At 68.9% G+C, this 19,204-nt stretch carries 21 protein-coding genes and 1 riboswitch; of the genes, 13 read left to right on the plus strand and 8 right to left on the minus strand.

The features are described from left to right. The 6 genes from A5663_RS14005 to A5663_RS14030 all read left to right on the plus strand — a co-directional run. Window positions 1–695: phosphomethylpyrimidine synthase ThiC (locus A5663_RS14005; RefSeq protein ID WP_197503396.1), on the plus strand; the 695-nt coding region annotated here is incomplete at its 5' end. After that, window positions 692–1,528, plus strand: a complete 837-nt coding sequence (gene thiD / locus A5663_RS14010) for a bifunctional hydroxymethylpyrimidine kinase/phosphomethylpyrimidine kinase (protein ID WP_068149868.1) — start codon at window positions 692–694, stop codon at window positions 1,526–1,528. The genes A5663_RS14005 and thiD, both read left to right, overlap by 4 nt. Then, window positions 1,525–2,142 carry an alpha/beta family hydrolase gene (locus A5663_RS14015; protein ID WP_068149871.1) on the plus strand — a complete coding sequence of 206 codons (618 nt, stop codon included), beginning with the start codon at window positions 1,525–1,527 and terminating at the stop codon, window positions 2,140–2,142. The genes thiD and A5663_RS14015 overlap by 4 nt, the downstream gene beginning before the upstream one ends. Then, window positions 2,139–2,840 carry a DUF4190 domain-containing protein gene (locus A5663_RS14020; protein ID WP_068149874.1) on the plus strand — a complete coding sequence of 234 codons (702 nt, stop codon included), beginning with the start codon at window positions 2,139–2,141 and terminating at the stop codon, window positions 2,838–2,840. The genes A5663_RS14015 and A5663_RS14020 overlap by 4 nt, the downstream gene beginning before the upstream one ends. A 54-nt stretch (window positions 2,841–2,894) precedes the next feature. After that, on the plus strand, window positions 2,895–4,382 hold the full coding sequence (locus tag A5663_RS14025; protein ID WP_068149878.1) for an NAD(P)/FAD-dependent oxidoreductase: 1,488 nt from the start codon (window positions 2,895–2,897) through the stop codon (window positions 4,380–4,382). 19 nt (window positions 4,383–4,401) lie between these two features. Beyond that, window positions 4,402–4,680 carry a hypothetical protein gene (locus A5663_RS14030; protein ID WP_068149880.1) on the plus strand — a complete coding sequence of 93 codons (279 nt, stop codon included), beginning with the start codon at window positions 4,402–4,404 and terminating at the stop codon, window positions 4,678–4,680. Here A5663_RS14030 and A5663_RS14035 read toward each other — a convergent pair. After that, window positions 4,647–5,888 (minus strand): TetR/AcrR family transcriptional regulator, encoded by a 1,242-nt coding sequence (locus A5663_RS14035; RefSeq protein WP_068149882.1) that lies wholly within the window; start codon window positions 5,886–5,888, stop codon window positions 4,647–4,649. The two genes, A5663_RS14030 and A5663_RS14035, sit on opposite strands and share 34 nt — an antisense overlap. Window positions 5,889–5,992: 104 nt before the next feature. On the opposite strand from A5663_RS14035, the gene A5663_RS14040 reads away from it, so the two are divergent. Genes A5663_RS14040 through A5663_RS14050 form a run of 3 tightly spaced genes read left to right on the plus strand, consistent with a single transcriptional unit; the run spans window position 5,993 to window position 7,811 of the window. Further along, window positions 5,993–6,217 carry a hypothetical protein gene (locus tag A5663_RS14040; RefSeq protein ID WP_068149885.1) on the plus strand — a complete coding sequence of 75 codons (225 nt, stop codon included), beginning with the start codon at window positions 5,993–5,995 and terminating at the stop codon, window positions 6,215–6,217. Between the two features lie 16 nt (window positions 6,218–6,233). Further along, the gene (locus tag A5663_RS14045) at window positions 6,234–6,575 is read left to right on the plus strand and encodes a hypothetical protein (protein ID WP_068149889.1); all 342 of its coding nucleotides are present in this window, start codon (window positions 6,234–6,236) and stop codon (window positions 6,573–6,575) included. 15 nt (window positions 6,576–6,590) lie between these two features. Further along, complete coding sequence (locus A5663_RS14050) at window positions 6,591–7,811, plus strand: APC family permease (RefSeq protein WP_082974129.1); 1,221 nt, start codon at window positions 6,591–6,593, stop codon at window positions 7,809–7,811. On the opposite strand, the gene A5663_RS14055 is transcribed toward A5663_RS14050, so the two are convergent. The 6 genes from A5663_RS14055 to thiO all read right to left on the minus strand — a co-directional run bounded on the left by A5663_RS14055 (window position 7,793) and on the right by thiO (window position 13,517). Continuing rightward, on the minus strand, window positions 7,793–9,244 hold the full coding sequence (locus A5663_RS14055; protein WP_068149891.1) for a M28 family peptidase: 1,452 nt from the start codon (window positions 9,242–9,244) through the stop codon (window positions 7,793–7,795). The two genes, A5663_RS14050 and A5663_RS14055, sit on opposite strands and share 19 nt — an antisense overlap. Then, the gene (locus A5663_RS14060) at window positions 9,241–10,758 is read right to left on the minus strand and encodes a M28 family metallopeptidase (RefSeq protein ID WP_068149894.1); all 1,518 of its coding nucleotides are present in this window, start codon (window positions 10,756–10,758) and stop codon (window positions 9,241–9,243) included. The genes A5663_RS14055 and A5663_RS14060 overlap by 4 nt, the downstream gene beginning before the upstream one ends. A gap of 27 nt (window positions 10,759–10,785) precedes the next feature. Then, window positions 10,786–11,550: an SGNH/GDSL hydrolase family protein gene (locus tag A5663_RS14065; protein WP_068149897.1), complete on the minus strand. Its 765-nt coding sequence runs from the start codon at window positions 11,548–11,550 to the stop codon at window positions 10,786–10,788. Further along, complete coding sequence (locus tag A5663_RS14070; protein ID WP_068149900.1) at window positions 11,547–12,305, minus strand: thiazole synthase; 759 nt, start codon at window positions 12,303–12,305, stop codon at window positions 11,547–11,549. The genes A5663_RS14065 and A5663_RS14070 overlap by 4 nt, the downstream gene beginning before the upstream one ends. Continuing rightward, complete coding sequence (thiS, locus tag A5663_RS14075; RefSeq protein ID WP_068149903.1) at window positions 12,298–12,495, minus strand: sulfur carrier protein ThiS; 198 nt, start codon at window positions 12,493–12,495, stop codon at window positions 12,298–12,300. The genes A5663_RS14070 and thiS overlap by 8 nt, the downstream gene beginning before the upstream one ends. After that, complete coding sequence (gene thiO, locus A5663_RS14080; protein WP_068149905.1) at window positions 12,492–13,517, minus strand: glycine oxidase ThiO; 1,026 nt, start codon at window positions 13,515–13,517, stop codon at window positions 12,492–12,494. The genes thiS and thiO overlap by 4 nt, the downstream gene beginning before the upstream one ends. Then, a riboswitch (TPP riboswitch) is annotated at window positions 13,503–13,618 on the minus strand. Its footprint overlaps the gene before it by 15 nt. Window positions 13,619–13,669: 51 nt before the next feature. On the opposite strand from thiO, the gene thiE reads away from it, so the two are divergent. Beyond that, the gene (gene thiE / locus A5663_RS14085; protein ID WP_068149909.1) at window positions 13,670–14,341 is read left to right on the plus strand and encodes a thiamine phosphate synthase; all 672 of its coding nucleotides are present in this window, start codon (window positions 13,670–13,672) and stop codon (window positions 14,339–14,341) included. On the opposite strand, the gene A5663_RS14090 is transcribed toward thiE, so the two are convergent. Further along, the gene (locus A5663_RS14090) at window positions 14,325–14,825 is read right to left on the minus strand and encodes an NUDIX hydrolase (protein WP_068149913.1); all 501 of its coding nucleotides are present in this window, start codon (window positions 14,823–14,825) and stop codon (window positions 14,325–14,327) included. The two genes, thiE and A5663_RS14090, sit on opposite strands and share 17 nt — an antisense overlap. 112 nt (window positions 14,826–14,937) lie before the next feature. Between A5663_RS14090 and glnX the strand changes: the two genes are divergently transcribed. The 3 genes from glnX to A5663_RS14105 all read left to right on the plus strand — a co-directional run. After that, complete coding sequence (gene glnX, locus A5663_RS14095; protein ID WP_068149916.1) at window positions 14,938–16,257, plus strand: protein kinase G-activating protein GlnX; 1,320 nt, start codon at window positions 14,938–14,940, stop codon at window positions 16,255–16,257. After that, window positions 16,257–17,219 carry a glutamate ABC transporter substrate-binding protein gene (locus A5663_RS14100; protein WP_068149919.1) on the plus strand — a complete coding sequence of 321 codons (963 nt, stop codon included), beginning with the start codon at window positions 16,257–16,259 and terminating at the stop codon, window positions 17,217–17,219. The genes glnX and A5663_RS14100 overlap by 1 nt, the downstream gene beginning before the upstream one ends. Beyond that, on the plus strand, window positions 17,219–19,204 hold a 1,986-nt coding region (locus tag A5663_RS14105; RefSeq protein ID WP_082974130.1), incomplete at its 3' end, for a tetratricopeptide repeat protein. The genes A5663_RS14100 and A5663_RS14105, both read left to right, overlap by 1 nt.

Raw genomic sequence — 19,204 nt, forward strand, 5'->3', positions numbered from 1 at the left:
AGTTCGGCGAACTGCGCACCCTCGGTGAGCTCACCAAGATCGCGAAATCCCATGGCGTGCAGGTGATGATCGAGGGCCCCGGCCACGTACCGATGCACAAGATCGTCGAGAACGTCCGGCTGGAAGAGGAGTGGTGCGAGGAGGCGCCGTTCTACACGCTGGGACCGCTGGCGACCGACATCGCGCCCGCCTACGACCACATCACCAGCGCGATCGGCGCGGCGATCATCGCCCAGGCGGGCACGGCGATGCTGTGCTACGTCACGCCGAAGGAACACCTCGGCCTGCCCGATCGCAAGGACGTCAAGGACGGGGTCATCGCGTACAAGATCGCCGCCCATGCCGCCGACCTCGCGAAAGGCCACCCCGGCGCTCAGGAGCGTGACGACGCGCTGTCGCGCGCGCGCTTCGAGTTCCGGTGGAACGACCAGTTCGCGTTGTCGCTGGATCCCGACACCGCGCGCGAGTTCCACGACGAGACGCTGCCCGCCGAGCCCGCCAAGACCGCACACTTCTGCTCGATGTGCGGGCCCAAGTTCTGCTCGATGCGGATCACGCAGGATGTGCGCGACTACGCCGCCGCCCATGGACTCGACAGCGAGGAAGCGATCGAGGCCGCGCTGGCCGAGGGGATGGCGGAGAAGTCCCGCGAGTTCGCCGAACACGGCAACCGCGTCTACCTACCGCTTGCATGAGTTATCTGCCGTTGCCCGAGCCCGGCACCACGCCGGTCCGGGTGATGACGATCGCCGGGTCGGACTCCGGCGGCGGTGCGGGCATCCAGGCCGACATGCGCACCTTCGCGCTGCTCGGCGTGCACAGCCTCGTCGCGGTCACGGCGGTGACAATTCAGAACTCGCTGGGAGTCAAGGGTTTTCACGAGATACCGCTGGACGTCATCGCGAGTCAGATCGAAGCGGTGGCCTCCGACATCGGCGTGCAGGCAGCCAAGACCGGCATGCTGGCGTCCTCGGAGATCATCGACACCGTCTCGCGGACGTGGCGTGAGCTAGGCCTGGCCGGCACGGTGCCGCTGGTCGTCGACCCGGTGTGCGCCTCGATGCACGGCGATCCGCTGCTGCATACCAGCGCGCTGGAATCGCTGAAATCACAGCTGTTCCCGTTGGCGACGCTGGTCACCCCGAACCTCGACGAGGTGCGACTGCTGACGGGCATCGAGGTCACAGACCCCGCGACCCAACGGGACGCGGCACGCGCCCTGCACGCGATGGGGCCGCAGTGGGCGCTGGTCAAGGGCGGGCACCTGCGCACGTCGGCGCACAGCCCGGATCTGCTGTTCGACGGCACGGTCTTCCACGAGTTCGACGCCACGCGGATCGACACCGGCCACGATCACGGCGCCGGGGACACGCTGGGTGCGGCCGTGGCCAGCGCGCTGGCGCACGGCTACCCGGTGCCCGACGCGGTGGCGTTCGGCAAGCGCTGGGTCACCGAATGTCTGCGCGCCGCATACCCGTTGGGCCACGGCCACGGCCCGGTGTCGGCGCTGTTCAGGCTGACCGAGTGAACCTCGAACAGATCGCGGGCGTCGCGCACGAACCCGACCGCGCGCCCGCGGGCGTCGTCGTCCTCACGCACGGAGCAGGTGGCAGCCGAGAAGCGCCGCTGCTCATCAGGATCTGCGACGAGTGGGCCCGGCGCGGGTGGCTCGCGATCCGCTACAACCTGCCGTACCGGCGGCGGCGCCCCAAGGGGCCGCCGTCCGGGTCCGCCGCGGCCGACCAAGCCGGGGTGGTCGAGGCGGTCGGTGTCGCGCGGACGCTCGCCGATGGTCCCGTCGTCGCCGGAGGGCATTCGTATGGCGGCAGGATGACGTCGATGGCGATCGCCGACAATGCGGTCGACATCGACGTGCTGACGCTGTTCTCGTATCCGCTGCATCCGCCCGGCAAGCCGGAACGCGCCCGCACCGAACACCTTCCACGGATCAGCACCCCGACGGTGTTCACCCATGGCACCGCCGATCCGTTCGGCTCGATCGACGAACTGCGCACCGCCGCCGCGCTGATCGGTGCGCCCGCCGAGGTCGTCGAGATCACCGGTGCACGACACGACCTGGGCTCCAAGACACTCGATGTGCCCGGCATCGCGGTCGACGCCGCGCTACGGTTGCTCCCGTGACCACGCCGCCGGGACCTCCCCCGCCGTACGGACCGCCACCGCCCTACGGCGAGCAGCCGCACAACCCGTACCCGCCCGCGGCGCCCTACCCGCCGCCGCCGCCGTTGCCGTATGCACAGGGATACCACCCGCCGGCTGGGCAGCGGCCGACGAACTGGTGGGCCATCGTCTCGCTGATCTTCGGTCTGATCGGCGGCATCCTGGTCAGCGTCGTATGCGGCATCGTCGGTCTGAAGAAGGCCAAGGAGGGCCAGGGCGGCCGCGGCCTGGCGATCGCGGGGCTGGTGCTGTCCGCGGTGTGGGCGCTGATCATCGTCGCCGGCCTGGTGTTCTACTTCGCGTTCGCCAACGGGACGAAGACCGCCACCGACGTCAAGCAAGGCGACTGCCTGGCCGAGATCCCGGACAACGCGCGGGTGCTGACCGTGAAGACCGTGGGCTGCGACGAGTCGCACGCCGGCGAGGTGTTCTCTGTGCTGCAGATGCCCGACGGCGACTTTCCCGGCCAAGCGGCGATCGATTCTTACGCCGAGAAGTGCAGCCCGAAGCTGGCCGCCTACTCGCCCGACGCGATGACCGACGACTCGGTCCAGCTGTACGTGCTCTACCCCACCGCCGACACGTGGGCGCAGGGCGATCGCGCGGTGACCTGCGTTGCGACGCTCAACCCGCCGAGGACGGGTTCGATCAGGGGCTGAGGCCGTGCCGGAGCATTTCCGTCCCTAGCTGGTACCTGAGGTACCGTTTCTCCCATGTCTTCGGAGCAGTTCGACGCCGTCATCGTGGGCGCCGGTTTCGGGGGGATCGGCGCGGCCATCCAGCTCAAGCGCATGGGTTACGAGAACTTCGTCATCCTCGACCGGGAGGACGACCTCGGCGGCACCTGGCACGTGAACCGCTACCCCGGGCTGGCCGTCGACGTGCCCACCACCACCTACTCGTACTTCTTCGAGCCGAACCCGAACTGGTCACGGCTGTTCTCCACCGGCACCGAGATCAAGCAGTACGCCGACGGCGTCGCCGACAAGTACGACGTGCGCCGCCACATGCGGTTCAACACCACCGTGGAGAGCGCCCGCTGGGACGAGGAAGCCGGTGTGTGGCGGGTCGCGTTGGCCGGGGGCGAGACGCTGACGACGCGCTACCTCCTCACGGCCACCGGGTTCCTGTCGCAGCCGCACACACCGGACATTCCGGGCATCACCGGCTTCGCGGGCAAGATCATCCACACCACCGACTGGGACGACAGCTACGACCTCGACGGGCGGCGCGTGGCGATCATCGGCACCGGCGCGACCGCGGTGCAGCTGATCCCCGAACTGGCGAAGAAGGCGGCCGACCTGACCGTCTACCAGCGCACGCCGATCTGGGTGGTACCCAAGCTCGACTTCCGGTTCTCCGACCGCGCCAAGCGGCTGTTCGCCCGGGTTCCCTTGGCGCAGCGGGCAATTCGGTCGGTCACCGACGCGCTGTACGAGTTCTTCATCTACGTCGGGTTGCACCACCGCACGCTGCTCTTCCGGCGGCTCAACATCGGAGCGTCGGACCTGGCGAAGATGCACCGGTTCTTGTCGATCCGCGACCCCGAGCTGCGCAGGCAGCTGACCCCGGACTACGACTTCGGTTGCAAGCGCCCGACCTTCTCCAACAGCTACTACCGGGTGTTCACCAAACCTAATGTGCACCTGCAGAGTTCGGGAATCGAGCGTATCGAGTCCGACGGGATCGTCGCCAACGACGGCACCAAGACCGTGATCGACACGCTGGTGCTGGCCACCGGTTTCGACCTGTGGGAGGCGAACTTCCCGGCCATCGAGATCGTCGGCCGCGAGGGTCGCAATCTCGGAAAGTGGTGGCGCGACACGCGATTCCAGGCCTACCAGGGCGTCACGATGCCCTACTTCCCGAACTATCTGAGCCTGGCAAGTCCGTACGCGTTCCTCGGGTTGAACTTCTTCAACACCATGGAATACCAGATGCGCCACATGGACCGGCTGTTCGGCGAGGTGAAGCGCCGTGGAGCCACCACGTTCGAGGTCACCGAGGAAGCCAACGCCCGCTACCTGGACCGGATGACCGAGCTCATCGGCGACTCGGTGTTCAGCGTCGGCAACTGCGCGACGTCGCGGTCCTACTACTTCAACCCCAGTGGTGAGGCGACGCTGCTGCGGCCGATGTCGACCCGCAAAGCCATCAAAGAGGCATCGGAGTATCCGTTGAGCGACTACCGGATTGCGTGAGCAGAGAGGAACAGCAGCTGTGTCACTTCAGGAATCGGGCAGCGGTTCGCGTGCGGCCACGTTGGCGGGACTGGGCGTCGCCGGCGTCGGTCTCGCGCACTTCGTCAGGCCGGAGCTGTTCGAGTCGGTGACCGGCCAGGCGTTCCCGCGCAACACCCGCCAGTACATCTACGTCAACGGCGGCATCGAGACGGCGCTCGGAATCGGACTGGCGGTGCGCAAGACGCGCAAACTGGCGATCGTCGGAACGCTCGGCTACCTCGCCTATTTGGCGGGCAACGTCGCGCGCAACCGGTAGCGGCCCAACAGCGTCACGTCCAGCAGTCGCTGCAGGACCAGCCGGTTCTGCGGGGTGTTCGCATACCGCATCAGCCGGCCCAGGTCGATCACCAGGGACATGGCCGCGTGCACCGCGAACCGCGCCTGGCCCGGCGTCCACTCCGGCCGCATGGCCACCACCAGGCTGACCCAGGACTCGACGGTGCCGCGCTGCATGTTGCGCAGGATCTTCTGGTCGGTCGGCGACATGTTGAGCCGCTCGGTGTAGTAGACGTAGTCGAGCTCGGGCTGGGCGAACGACCTGGCCACATAGGCGTCGATGACCGCGCTCAACGCGTCTTCGGGATCGGCGATGGAGCCGGTGATGGCCGTCAGCTCGTCGGAGAGCCGGTCGGCTGCGCGCCGGAAGGCCGCGGCGAGGATGTCGCTCTTGCCCGCGAAATACCGGTAGATCCCCGACGCGGGCATCCCGACGGCGGCGGCGATGTCCTCCATGCCGGTGTCGCGGTAGCCGTTGATGTTGAACAGTCGCATCGACTCGTTGAGCAGCGCTTCGTACTTCGACGGTTCGGCGCTCGTCGGCACCGACGCGACGGGCCGCTCGGCCGCCTGGTCGGGGTCGATGTCGGGCAGCTCGCTGGTCAGGACCGCGGCGGAGAGGTCGGCCAGCAGCGCGCGGACCTGCACGGCGGGCAGCTTCGCCCGATGGTCGACGATGCTGCCGATGACCGACAGCACGGCGATGGACAGTGTCCAGCGTTGGGGGGACGACAGCTCCGGCCGCAGCGTGCTCAGCGGCCGCTGAATACGGTGGTGGACGGTGCGCATCTGCGCGATGAGCGAGGCCTGATCGTCGCCGCGCAGATAACGGCCCTCCCAGCGGTAAAGGCCGCCCGACTCCCGGTTCGCCATCGCGGTGTCGGTCAGGGCCGCGACGAGCCGGTTGAGTTCCAGTTGCGGGTCGTCGGACTCGCCGGCGAACGCCGTGGCGTCCACCAACTGTTGACCCAGGCTCAGCACCGCGTCGCGGAACAGGTCGTACTTGCTCGCATAGTGGCGATACAGCGCCGCCGCGGAGATCCCGACCCGCGACGCGATGGACTCCATGCTCACACCGTGGAAACCCAGCGTGCTGAACGCCTCGGCAGACGCCCGGGCGATCTGCGCCTTGCGGTCCTTCGGCCGGCGCCGGACCCCGTCACCGCCGGCGGGCCGAGTGCGGGACATGGCAAACACGATATCGGACCAGCTACCCACATAACGGTCGACTTCGGTTGCCAAATCATGACCAAAGTTGTCACCGCAACCAGAATGACCATTAACATAATGGCGTGTTCGGCGCGCTGCGGAGGCTACTGAGCTTTCAGGTCACCATCGGGGAGCTGATCGCCGTGGCGCTGATCATCGGCACGCCGTATCTGATCGTCGGTGTCTTCTGGTCGACCATGCACACCGACCATCTGCGCGGGATGACCGGCGCTGATCTCGCCGTCTCGTATCTCGGCTCCATCGTGTCGTGGCCGGTGTTGCTGTTCGCCGACGTCTGTATGACCTGAACGACGGGGGAAGATCATGTCCAAGCGCCATCATCGTCTCGCCTACACCGGCATCATCGCCGGAGTCGTGTTGATCATCGCCCTCCTGGCGATGAACTTCCCGGTGTTCCTCGACAGCTACGACCAGTACGGCTGGCAGATCAAGTGCGGGACCGGCTACTTCTCCGACCTCGCGCAGGCGGCCGCAACGGTCGGTGAACACAACTACGTGGACCAGTGCCAGACAGCGCTGCTGCTGCGGCGGCTGTGGACGATTCCGCTGGCGGTGCTCGCCGGCGCGGTGCTTCTCGCGGTGCTGGTCGCGTCTGCGACGACCTCCGCGCGCGAGTCGTTGCAGCCGCACCACAACGCCGCCTGAACTAGCATTCCGGCGGTGAGTTCGCCGGACGGCCCAGCGCTGCACCGGCGGCTCGGCACTCTCGACGCGGTGACCATCGGGCTGGGCTCGATGCTCGGCGCAGGCATCTTCGTCGCCCTCGCGCCGGCGGCAGCCGCAGCGGGTTCTGGGTTGCTCATCGGGCTCGCGCTCGCCGCGGCGGTGGCCTACTGCAACGCGACGTCGTCCGCCCGGCTCGCGGCGCGCTACCCGCAGTCGGGCGGCACCTATGTGTACGGACGGGAGCGGCTCGGCGACTTCTGGGGATTCACGGCGGGCTGGGCCTTCATCGTCGGCAAAACAGCTTCCTGTGCGGCGATCGCGCTCACCGTCGGCTACTACGTCTGGCCCGACTGCGCGCGCGTCGTAGCGGTCGGCGCGGTCGTCACGCTGACCGCGGTGAACTATGTCGGAATCGGAAAGTCGGTGCTGCTGACGCGCGCCATCGTCGGCCTCGTCGTGGTTGTGCTCGGTGCCGTGGTGGTGACGATCTTCGGCCTCGGCGGACTCGACGCAGACCGGTTGTCGTTCGACGGCGGCGTCTCCGTCGCGGGGGTCTTACAGGCGGCCGGGCTGCTGTTCTTCGCCTTCGCGGGCTACGCCCGGATCGCCACTCTCGGTGAGGAGGTTCGCGATCCCGCCCGGATCATCCCGCGCGCGATATCGCTGGCCCTGGTCGTCACGCTCGCCGTCTACACGCTCGTCGCGATCGCGGTTCTCGGGGAATTAGGCAGTACCGCACTGGCTTCCGCGACCGCACCGCTCGCCGATGCGGTGAGCGCGGCCGGGGCCCCCGCGCTCGGCCCGGTCGTCCGCGGGGGTGCGGCCGTGGCGGCACTCGGCTCACTGCTCACGCTCATCCTCGGGGTGTCGCGCACCACGCTGGCGATGGCGCGCGACCATCATCTGCCCCACGGCTTGTCCGCCGTGCACTCGAGGTTCGGCGGCCCACACCGTGCCGAAGTGGTCGTCGGCGCGCTCGTCGTCCTGTTGGCCGCAACCGTCGACGTGCGGGGCGCGATCGGGTTCTCCTCGTTCGCGGTGCTGCTCTACTACGCGATCGCCAACGCCTCGGCCTGGACTCTCGGTCGCAGGATCATCCCGGCGATCGGGCTCGTGGGCTGTGTGCTGCTGGCCGTCATGTTGCCGGTCTCGTCGATACTCGCCGGCGGTTGTGTCGTTCTGGTCGGCGCCCTGGTCTACGGCTTGCGCCGCTGATCCCGAGCCGGCACGCCGTTGACCCCGACGATCGAGTGCGCGTAGGTGGCGACGGCGAAGGCGACCGCGGGGCCGAGCAGCGAGAGGGCATCTCGATCGATGTTCTCGACGGTGTCCCGTTTCGTGCGGTAGTTCGGGTCGAACGGCACCCCCGCGCGGCCACCCCAGAGTCGCGCCTGCACATCGCTTTTACGTTGGGAGGCACCGGCGGTCAGGCCGCCGATCGGCACCCCCGCAGTGAGGAAGGCGTAGTAGTCGGCGAACTGCGTCAGCGGCATATCAGCGGGCCGCACCCCCGCCGTGTTGAGGTAGCCGGCCAGCGTCCGTTCGATCCCGGCCGAGCCTTCGGGCACCGATTGCGCGGGGATGGCCGGGTTCGGCTGCGCCGACTGGTCCCCGTCGTAGGTGAAGTATCCGGCGTTGGCCGAACCGAGCATGTTGAAGTTCAGGTACAACGCGATGTCCTGGCGTTCCTCCGGCGACAGGCCGCGCACGTACTTCGTCGGCCCGGCCAGCCCGTTCTCCTCCGACGCCCAGAACACGAAGCGCACGGCGTTGGTGATCTGTGGCTGCGAGCCCAGCGCCGCCGCGGTCTCCAGCAGCGCCGCGATGCCCGACCCGTCGTCGTTGCCCCCCGGGCTGGCGGCCGAGCTGTCGAGATGCGCACCCGCCAGCACGACATTGTGGGTGTCCCCAGTCTTCGTCTGTGCCAACAGGTTTCGGGTCTTCTTCAACACCGGCTTGCGGTCGAGCACCAGGCGCACCGGCGACGTGGTGCGTCGCAGAGCCGCATCGGCGTCACGGCCGATCACACCGACGGGGACGGTCAGGTCCTGGTAGTAACCGGGCGTGAACAGGCCGGCGGGGCTGCCGCCGCCATCCGGCGCGCTGACCACGAGCAGGCCGACCGCGCCTTGCGAGACGGCGGCGTTCTGCTTGTCGACGACCGAACAACCGGTGTCGTCGACGACGGCTATCGCCCCCCGCACCGACGTGCGTTCGTAGTCGGCCGCCCGGCAGCCGGCGGCTTTGCGCGGCCGCAGCGTGACGGCGTTCAGGCCGCCGGGTGGCGTGGTGATCAGCAGCGACGCCTGGTCGACGGGATAGTCACGGCCACCCACCCGCATCGACGGGTTGCCGCCCTGCGTGCGGTCGAGTAATTCGAACTCCGGAGTCTGGACGTCGAATCCCTTGTCGCGCAGGTACTTTGCCACGTATTCGACGGTGGCGTCGTAGCCGGATGTCCCGTCGGCCCGATTGCCGTTGTTCGCGTCGGCGATCTCCTGCAGCTTGTGCAGGTGGGTGAACATCGCATCCGCGCTGACCTTGCCGGCGATATCGTCCGGCGAGGGCGGCTTCGGGTTGTGCGTCGAGCACGACGCCAATGCCGCGACGACAGCGACAACCCCGATGACAGCGGCCGACTTCCTCATGACGCGAGCGGGTGGCGGATGCGCAGGTCGCGGGTCGGGATGCCGTTCGGCCCGCCCTGGTCCTGGGCGTAGATTCCGACGACGTACGCCACGCCGGCCCCGTGGATTCCCAGTGCGGTGCGATCGACGTGCTCGAGGTTGTCGGATGCCTTGTGGTAGTTGGGGTCGAAGGGCCGGCCGGCCTCGCCCCCCCATTCGTCGGCCTGCTCGGACGTCATGTCGGTCTCGGCACCAGAGAAGGTGCCACCCGCGGGGATTCCGGCCAGCGTGAATCCTTCATAGTCCGACCGGCCGTCGAAACCCGTGTCCTCCGCGGGCTTTCCGGCGGCGTCGAGGTATGCGACGAGGGTGCGTTCGATGCCCGCCGAGCCCTCCGGTACCCGGCTCGCGGCCCCCTCGGCGTCGGGCGGCAGCGATTGGTTGCCGTCGTAGGTGAAGTACCCGGGGTTCGGCGATGCGACCATGTCGAAGTTCAGGTACAGCGAAATGTCTTTGAGTGCTTCCTGGTCCAGGGACTGCACATACTTGTTCGACCCCATCAGCCCGACCTCCTCGGCGCCCCAGAAACCGAACCGGACCGCGTTGCGGACATTCGGGGAACCGCCCAATTGTGAAGCGGTCTCCAGGATCGCCGCCACCCCGGAACCGTTGTCGTTGATTCCCGGGCCGTCGGGCACGCTGTCGAGATGGGCGCCGGCCATCACGACGTTGTGCGTGTCACCGGTTTTGGTCTGCGCGATGACGTTACGGGTGCGCTCGGTGCGCACACCCGCGTGCAGCTTGAGGGTGGTGTCCGCGGGGGCGCCGCGTAACCGTTGGCCTTCGGCTTTCGTGATGCTGACGACCGGTATCTTCACCTCGGTATGTTCCCCGAGGGTGCCGCCCATCTGGTCGCCCTCCTCGTTGTCGGCGACGATCAACGCGACCGCGCCGCGTTCTGCGGCCGCCTTCTCCTTGTCCGAGAACGGGCACGTGCCGCGGTCGACGAGCACGACGGCGCCCTTGACGGGCAGGCCGTCGTAGTCGGAGACCGTGCAGCCCGGTGTGTCCTCGGCGCGGGCGGGCACCAGCGGCCCCGATACCCCGTCGGGCGGTGTGCCGATCGTGAAGTTCAACGGTTTGGCGGTGACGCGGTCACCGCCCACGGTCAGCACAGGCTCGTCGGCGTACGGCAGGCGAACCTCGAACTCGGGGGTTTGCACGTCGAAGCCCTTGTCCCGCAACGTGTCAGCCACGAAGTGGACGCTGGCGGCGTAGCCCGGGCTGCCGAGTGCCCGGTTGCCCTTGTTGGCGTCGGCGATCTCCTGCAGCCGTTGCAGGCTGGCGTACATGGCGTCGGTCGACGTGCGCTTCGCGAGCGACCTGGCGAAGTCGACGGCCGCGGGCGCGACCCCCGCCTGGGTGGTGGGCGGCTGCACCGCCGGTTGTTGCTCCTTGTCCCTGCCGCATCCGCCGAGCACCACGACGATCACCGACATCAGAACGATTGCTTTGCAAACCCTGGTCTGGCTCATTGCCCACCACGTTAGCGTCGCGGGGCGTCAACCCGTCAGCTCTGCGACGACGAGGTCGGCGACGGCGCGCATTCCTGCCGCGTTGGGGTGCAACGGGGCCGGCCTGCCCGGCACCGGCAGTCCGAACTTCGTGGTCCACGGCTCGGCCGACCAGGCGTGGTGCGCGCGGCTGTGCTCGGCGGCGCGCACCAGGCCACAGCCGGTGGCCGCCGCCGCCTCGGCGGTCAGCCGCTGCAGCACGTCGGCGACGTGGCGGCCGGTCGCGGCGTCGGCGTCCGACAGCGGTGACGCCGGCGTGCCTTCCGGGGGCAACAGGGTCAGGTAGTCGACGAACAGCACCGTCGCATTCGGCGCGCGGCCGCGCAGCGTGCGGCCGACCTCCTCGAGCGACGACGCCACCTCGGCCAGCGCCGCCTCCCGGGCGCGCGGGTCCAGTTGTGCGCGCAGGATGCCGCCCAGCAGCGGGACCTTCCGGGCCAGGCGCGGCAGGCCCGCGGCGAACAGCATCGGCACGTAGCCGACGTCGTTGCCGCCGATCGTCACCGTCACCAGCTGCTCGGTGCCGTCCAGCGCCTCGATCTGCGGGCGCGCACCGAACTGCGGTTGGCGCAACACGTTGCCCGTGGTCGCGCCCGAGTAGGTCACGTCGACGAGGTCTAGGCCCAACTTCTCTGCGACCAGATGGGGGTAGTTGCGGGCCGACCGGCCCGCAGGCCACGGGGCACCGCTCGCGCGGGGCCGGATGCCGGGCCCGGCGGCCATCGAACTGCCAAGCGCGACATAGCGATTCATCGGAGCGGACTGGAGGCCTGCGCCCAGAACCGTTTCGGGATGCGCCCCGCCTGCCGGGCCAGATGACCGGCGGTGACGGCAGCGGCCATCGCCGCGGCCATGCTCGGCGGGTCGGCCGCGCGGGTGACCGCGGACGCCAGCAGCACCGCGTCACAGCCGAGCTCCATCGCCAGGGTGGCGTCGCTCGCGGTACCGATCCCCGCGTCCAGCACGACGGGCACCGAAGCTGCCTCGACGATCATCTCGATGTTGTGCGGGTTGGCGATACCCAACCCCGTCCCGATCGGTGAACCCAGCGGCATGACCGCCGCACACCCGGTGTCCTCCAGCCGCCGGGCTAACACCGGGTCGTCGTTGGTGTAGGGCAGCACGACGAAACCGTCGTCGACCAATTGCTCTGCAGCCTTCACCAATTCGACAGCGTCGGGAAGCAGGGTGCGTTCGTCGGCGATCACCTCGAGCTTCACCCAGTCGGTGCCCAGTGCCTCGCGGGCGAGCCGGGCGGTCAGCACCGCCTCGGCTGCCCCGCGGCAGCCCGCGGTGTTGGGCAGCGGCGTGATGCCGAGGCGGTTGAGCAACTCGAGCACGCCGGTGCCGCCGTCGGCGTCGACGCGGCGCATCGCCACCGTGGTCAGTTCGGTCCCGGACCCGACGAGCGCCTCTTCCAGCACCGCGAGATTCGCCGCGCCACCGGTGCCGAGGATGAGCCGCGAACCGAATTCGCGACCGGCGATGACCAACGGCGAGTCAGCCACCCTGCACCGCCGTCACGACCTCCACGCGGGCCCCTTCGGACAGCTCGGTGTGCCACTCGGACTTCGGCAACACCGACCAGTCCACCGCCACCGCGATGCCCTTCTCCGGGAACCCCAGCCGCTCCATCAGCGCGGCGACCGTGGTCTGCGCATCCACTTCGACCGCTTCGTCGTTGACCATCACCCTCATCGCAATGCTCCTACTGTTACTTCCAGTTCGGTCGCGATCCGCTCGGCGGTCCACGGCGCGAGGAGAAAGCCGTTGCGCCCGTGGCCCGCTGCGACCAGGGTCCGCTCGTCGAGGCGTTCGACGAGCGGCAGGCCGTCTGACGTCATCGGCCGTAGGCCGGCAGCGCATTCGGCGAATTCGTACTCCCCCAGCGCCGGCATCACCGCACAGGCGTCGTCGAGCAGTTCGCGAACTCCGGTCACCGCGGGCGCGGTGTCGCGACCGTGTTCGTACTGCGTCGCGCCGACGACGACCCCGTCGGCGCGGGGCACCAGATACACCTGCCTGCCGTGCACGCGGGCGCGCACCGCCCGCGTCGGTACGGGCATGCAACCGCGCCGCCACCGCAACCGCAGCACCTCTCCCTTGACCGGCCGGATCGGCAGCCCGGGCCAAAGTGTCGGCGCGTCAACGCCGTTGGCGATCACCACGGCATCGGCCTGCACGTCGGCGAGAGCGGACACCGGCGGGGCCCACTGCACACCGAGGCGCTCGCACAGCGCCGCCAATGCCTGCACCAGCGCGCGATTGTCAACGGCCAGTTCGGTTTCCGCGCGAAAGCCGTGCCGGATGCCCTGCGCCAGCAGCGGTTCGATGTCGCGCGCGCTCGAGGTGACCGTCACCGGATGTCCCTGGGCAGCCAGCCACTCGCCCACGGTGCGCAGATCCGCGGCGTCGGCCCGGTCGACCGCGACCACCAGGGACTCGCGTGCGGTGACGACGTCGCCGGGCAGGCCGTCCAGGAAGCCGGCGTGCCACAGATGCAGCGACTCCAGCCCGAGTTGCAGCAGCTTCTCCTCGCCCGGCCAGCCCTCGCTGTGCGGGGCGAGCATGCCACCGGCCACCCACGACGCTCCGCGCTCGGCGGTGCGGTGCACCCGTACGTTCCAGCCGGCCGTCAGCGCGCGACGCGCCACCGCCAGCCCGATGACGCCGCCGCCGACCACGGCGAGGCTCGGTTTCGAGAACAGCTCTGACAACATCCCATCCCTTCGCCGGCATGACCCGGATCAGGTGCGACGGTAAGGGCAGGTACGCGCGCCCACTCTCAGTCCCCGGTCCCGGGACTCCCGCGTTCGTCATCCCACAGTACCCGCAGGCCAGGCCACGAACGACGAGCCGCTAGCGTCGCGGTGTGCACGATCCCTCGGAACGGCTGGCGACGGCGTCGCTGTACCTGTGCACCGATGCCCGGCGGGAGCGCGGCGACCTCGCGGACTTCGCCGACGCAGCATTGGCCGGCGGTGTCGATCTCATCCAACTGCGCGACAAGAATTCGCCGGGCGAACAGCGCTTCGGGCCCCTGGAAGCGCGTCAGGAACTCGAGGCGCTCGCAGTGCTCGGCGACGCCGCACGCCGCCACGGAGCGCTGCTGGCCGTCAACGACCGCGCCGACATCGCGCTGGCGGCCGATGCCGATGTGCTGCATCTGGGCCAGGACGACCTGCCCCTGGCGATCGCCCGCGACATCGTCGGCCCGCGCCCGGTGATCGGCCGCTCCACCCACGACATCGGACAGGTCGCCGCAGCGGACGCCGAAGCGGTCAACTACTTCTGCGTCGGACCATGCTGGCCCACGCCGACCAAACCGGGCCGGCCCGCCCCCGGCCTGGACCTCGTCCGCCGCGCGGCCGAACTCGGCACGGACAAGCCGTGGTTCGCGATCGGCGGCATCGACGCCGACCGCTTACCCGAGGTGCTGGCGGCAGGTGCGCGCCGCGTCGTCGTGGTGCGCGCGATCACGGCCGCCGAGGACCCGCGTGCGGCGGCCCGGCAGTTGAAGTCCGCGCTCAAAGCCGTCGGTTGACCTGCAGCGGGATCGAGGCGAACTCGTCGCGCAGCAGCGCCCAGCTCGCGGCGAACCCCGGGTGCAGCGGCAGGTTCACGACCTCGTCGATAGCGACCCAGCGCAACTCCGCGCTCTCCCGGTTGGGCACCGTGTCCAGCATCGCGGGCGCGTCGGCGATGACCGTGCTGTAGGTCCAGCTGATCGCCCCGGCCGGGACGACTTTCGTCTGCACCACCTTGCGCACCGTCAACTGGTCTCCCGGCAGGCCCGCCTCTTCGTGAGCCTCGCGAATGGCGGCCTGCTCGGCCGTTTCGTGACTGTCGCGCGCGCCGCCGGGAAGCCCCCAGGTGTCGCCTTGATGACTCCACGCCGCCCGGTGTTGAAGCAGCACGACCGCGTCGCCGTTGTGGCCCGGCGCGCGCAGCAGCAGACCGGCGGCACCGTACCTACCCCAGTAGGCCTGGCCGTCGGAAACCACCCATCCGTCACCGTCGCCACGCACGCCTCAACAATAGGGCCGCCCGGGTTGCCGGAAACTCTTAGACTTCTTTCATAGAGTTGGGAGCGGTCGTACCGACGAGCTGGAAAGCGATGCTGATGAGGTCCGCGCGCACGTGACTGTGGAGTTGGCGCACCCGTCGACGGAGCCGCTCGCCTCGCGGTCACCGGCCACCCCGGCGCGCCAACGCTGGTGGTTCCTGTGGACCACACCCGGCCGGATCCTGACCATCGGCGTGGTGCTGGCCGCGCTCGTCATTGGCAGCGCATTCGCCACGTCGACGACGATCAATGACCGGCAGCAAGCGCTCACCACGGTGCTCAACCACACCGAACCGTTGTCGTTCGCAGCCGGCCAGCTCTACACGACGCTGTCGGTGGCCGACGCAGCCGCCGCGACGGCGTTCATCGCCGGCGCGGAACCGCGCGACGTCCGGCACCGCTACGAACAGGCGATCACCGACGCGTCGGTCGCCGTCACGAACGCGTCGAGCGGTCTCACCGACGAGGACCTCGTGCAGTTGCTCGGCCGGGTGAACGCCGAACTGTCCATGTACACCGGGCTGGTCGAGACCGCGCGCACCAACAACCGCTCGGGTAACCCGGTCGGCTCGTCGTACCTGTCCGAGGCGTCGGCGCTCATGCAGAGCCAGATCCTGCCCGGCGCGCAACGGCTCTACGAACAGACCTCGGCGCGGGTGGACACCGAGACCAGCGCGTCAACCCGGATTCCCGGGCCGGTCATCCTGGTGGTCCTGGCCACCTTGTTGTTCGGCGTGTTCGCCAACCGCTGGCTGGCCCGGCGCACACGCAGGCGGATCAACGTCGGCTTCGTCGCGGGCGGCATGGCGGTGTTGATCATGCTGATCTGGGTGGGCACGGCGCTGGTCATCTCGACGGCCGACAGCCGCAGCGCCAAGGACACCGCCGCCGAGTCGCTCAAGACCGTCACCAGCCTGGCCATCACCGCTCAGCAGGCGCGCGCCGACGAGACGCTGTCGTTGATCCGGCGCGGCGACGAGGAGGTACGCAAGCAGTCCTACTACCAGCGCATCGACATGATGCAGCAACAACTTTCGGACTATCTGGCCCGTGACGACGCGATCGACAAGACCGATCTGGCCGGTGCCGAGGAGCTGTTGAAGCGCTGGCGCGCGGCCGACGACCGGATCACCGCGTACATCAGCGTGGGTAACTACTCGGCCGCCACCCAGGTGGCGCTGGGCACCGGGGAGGACGACTCCACGCCCGCGTTCAACAAGCTCGACGAGGCGTTGAGCTCGGGCATCGAGGAGAGCCGAAGCCAGCTGCGCACCGACATCGTCAACGCGCATCGCGTGTTGTCGGGCGCGACCGTAGGGGCCGCGGTGCTCAGCGTCGCCGCGGCGCTGAGCGTGGCGCTGGGACTGTGGCCGAGATTGAGCGAGTACCGGTGATGGGGAAGAGGTTCGGCTTCGCGCTCGCCGCACTGCTGGTGCTCAGCGGATGTGGGCAGGCGGCGTCGGTGACCTCGGGGCCCGGCGTCACGCTGGCGCCTCCCACCCCGGCCGGCATGGAGGAGTTGCCGCCGCAGCCGGTGCGGCCGCCGGACGGATCCGAGGACGAGTGCAATCGCACGACGAGCCTGCGGCCGTTCGACACCCGCGCCGAGGCCGACGCGGCCGTCGCGAACATCCGGGCGCGCGGCCGGCTGATCGTGGGATTGGACATCGGCAGCAACCTGTTCTCGTTCCGCGACCCGATCACCGGTCAGGTCTCCGGCTTCGACGTGGACATCGCCGGTGAGATCGCCCGCGACATCTTCGGCACCCCGTCGCAGGTGGAGTACCGGATCCTGACATCGGCCGACCGCATTGCCGCCCTGCAGAACAACCAGGTGGACATCGTCGTCAAGACCATGACGATCACCTGCGAACGCAAGAAGGAGGTGGGCTTCTCCACCGCCTACCTGACTGCCAACCAGCGCGTCCTGGCGCCGCGCGACTCGACGATCCGGCAGGCGTCGGACCTGTCCGGTAAACGGGTGTGCGTGGCCAAGGGCACGACGTCGCTGCAGCGGATCCAGGAGATCACCCCGCCGCCGATCATCGTCGGCGTGGTGACGTGGGCGGACTGCCTGGTGGCGCTGCAGCAGCGGCAGGTCGACGCGGTCAGCACCGACGACTCGATCCTGGCCGGTCTGGTGTCGCAGGACCCGTATTTGCACATCGTCGGCCCCAGCCTCAACCAGGAGCCCTACGGAATCGGGGTCAACCGGCAGAACACCGGCCTGATCCGGTTCGTCAACGGCACGCTCGAACGGATCCGCCGCGACGGCACCTGGAACACGCTGTACCGCAAGTGGCTCACGGTGCTCGGCCCGGCGCCCTCGCCCCCGGTCGCGAGGTACTCCGACTGATGAGCGAGACCCAGTGGGACGAGCTCGACGGCCCGGGCACCCAGCCGGCGAATCTCGACGACATGGAGATGGACTCGGCCTCGACCATCCGCCCCATGGCCACCCAAGCGGTGTTCCGGCCGCAGTTCGACGACGACTCCGATGGCATGTCGGCGGCCACCGGCGACACCGAGCCGCAAGAGCACACCACAGCGACCAGGGCGGTGTCGCGCACGCGCCGCCTCGGCGGCGGCTTGGTGGAGATCCCCCGCGTACGCGCCAAGGATCCGCTCGAAGCGTTGATGTCCAACCCGGTGGTCGCCGAGTCCAAACGGTTCTGCTGGAACTGCGGGCGCCCGGTCGGCCGCTCCGGCGGCGGGAAGCGAGCCCAGTCGGAAGGCTGGTGCCCACACTGCGGTAGCGCGTATTCCTTTCTGCCGCAGCTGAATCCGGGTGACATGATCGCCGACCAGTACGAGATCAAGGGCTGCATCGCGCACGGCGGCCTGGGCTGGGTGTACCTCGCGTTCGACCACAACGTCAACGAGCGGCCCGTCGTCCTCAAGGGCCTGGTGCATTCCGGTGACGCCGAAGCGCAGAAGATCGCGATGGCCGAGCGGCAGTTCCTGGCCGAGGTCACCCATCCGGGAATCGTGAAGATCTACAACTTCGTCGAGCACGCCGACAAGCACGGCAACCCCGTCGGCTACATCGTGATGGAGTACGTCGGCGGCACGTCGCTCAAACAGGCGCGGGGCGAGAAGCTGCCGGTGGCCCAGGCGATCGGCTACATGCTCGAGATCCTGCCGGCGCTGGGCTACCTGCACACGCTCGGGCTGACCTACAACGACCTCAAGCCAGAGAACATCATGATCACCGAGGAACAGCTCAAGCTGATCGACCTCGGCGCGGTGTCGACGATCAACTCGTTCGGCTACCTCTACGGCACCCCGGGATACCAGGCACCCGAGATCGTGCGCACCGGTCCGACGGTGGCCACCGACATCTACACCGTCGGGCGCACGCTGGCGGCGCTGACACTCAAACTGCGCACCCGTAAGGGCCGCTACGTCGACGGGCTGCCCGAGGACGATCCGGTGCTGGCCGAATACGACTCGTTCGCCCGCGCGCTGCGCCGGGCCATCGACCCCGACCCGCGACGCCGTTTCGTCAGCGCCGACGAGATGTCCGGCCAGCTGCTCGGCGTGCTGCGCGAAGTCGTCGCCGAGGACACCGGCTCGCCCAGACCCGGTCTCTCGACGGTGTTTTCGCCGACCCGGTCAACGTTCGGCATCGACCTGCTGGTCGCGCACACCGACGTCTATCTCGACGGGCAGGTGCACTCGGAACGGTTGACCGCCCAGGAGATCGTCAAGGCGCTGCCGGTGCCGTTGGTGGACCCGACGGATGTGGGCGCGCCGGTGCTGTCGGCCAGCGTGGTCAGCCAGCCGGTGCAGACGCTCGACCAGTTGCGAGCCGCCCGGCACGGGTCGCTGGACTCGGAGGGTATCGACCTGTCCGACTCGATCGAGCTGCCGCTGATGGAGGTGCGGGCACTGCTCGACCTCGGCGACGTGGCCAAGGCCACCCGCAAACTCGACGACCTCGGCGAGCGGGTCGGTTGGCGCTGGCGACTGGTCTGGTTCAAGGCCGTCTCCGAAATGCTGTCCGCCGACTTCGATTCGGCGACAAAGCATTTCACCGAGGTGCTCGACACCATGCCCGGCGAGTTGGCACCCAAGCTGGCGTTGGCGGCGACCGCCGAACTGGCGGGCGGCGCCACCGAGGAAGCCCCGGCGCGCGAGTTCTACAACACCGTGTGGTCCACCGACAACGGGATCGTCTCCGCGGGGTTCGGTCTGGCGCGGGCCCAGTCGGCGGCCGGTGAACGCGAGGCCGCCGTGCAGACGCTCGACAAGGTGCCGGCGATGTCGCGGATCTGCTGCTCGGTGATCTCGCTCGACGACCGGCCCGACAGCAGGGTCACCGCACTGGTCAGCCGCGCG

Source organism: Mycobacterium sp. E740, assembly GCF_001672895.1.
Classification (GTDB): Bacteria; Actinomycetota; Actinomycetes; order Mycobacteriales; family Mycobacteriaceae; genus Mycobacterium.

What these genes read in the sequence shown, in the direction of transcription:
- thiD (WP_068149868.1), top strand. Translation starts at nt 692, where the DNA reads ATGAGTTATCTGCCGTTGCCCGAGCCCGGCACCACGCCGGTCCGGGTG.
- A5663_RS14025 (WP_068149878.1), top strand. Translation starts at nt 2,895, where the DNA reads ATGTCTTCGGAGCAGTTCGACGCCGTCATCGTGGGCGCCGGTTTCGGG.
- A5663_RS14035 (WP_068149882.1), bottom strand. Translation starts at nt 5,888, where the DNA reads ATGTCCCGCACTCGGCCCGCCGGCGGTGACGGGGTCCGGCGCCGGCCG.
- A5663_RS14045 (WP_068149889.1), top strand. Translation starts at nt 6,234, where the DNA reads ATGTCCAAGCGCCATCATCGTCTCGCCTACACCGGCATCATCGCCGGA.
- A5663_RS14055 (WP_068149891.1), bottom strand. Translation starts at nt 9,244, where the DNA reads ATGAGGAAGTCGGCCGCTGTCATCGGGGTTGTCGCTGTCGTCGCGGCA.
- A5663_RS14060 (WP_068149894.1), bottom strand. Translation starts at nt 10,758, where the DNA reads ATGAGCCAGACCAGGGTTTGCAAAGCAATCGTTCTGATGTCGGTGATC.
- A5663_RS14065 (WP_068149897.1), bottom strand. Translation starts at nt 11,550, where the DNA reads ATGAATCGCTATGTCGCGCTTGGCAGTTCGATGGCCGCCGGGCCCGGC.
- thiS (WP_068149903.1), bottom strand. Translation starts at nt 12,495, where the DNA reads ATGAGGGTGATGGTCAACGACGAAGCGGTCGAAGTGGATGCGCAGACC.
- thiO (WP_068149905.1), bottom strand. Translation starts at nt 13,517, where the DNA reads ATGTTGTCAGAGCTGTTCTCGAAACCGAGCCTCGCCGTGGTCGGCGGC.
- A5663_RS14100 (WP_068149919.1), top strand. Translation starts at nt 16,257, where the DNA reads ATGGGGAAGAGGTTCGGCTTCGCGCTCGCCGCACTGCTGGTGCTCAGC.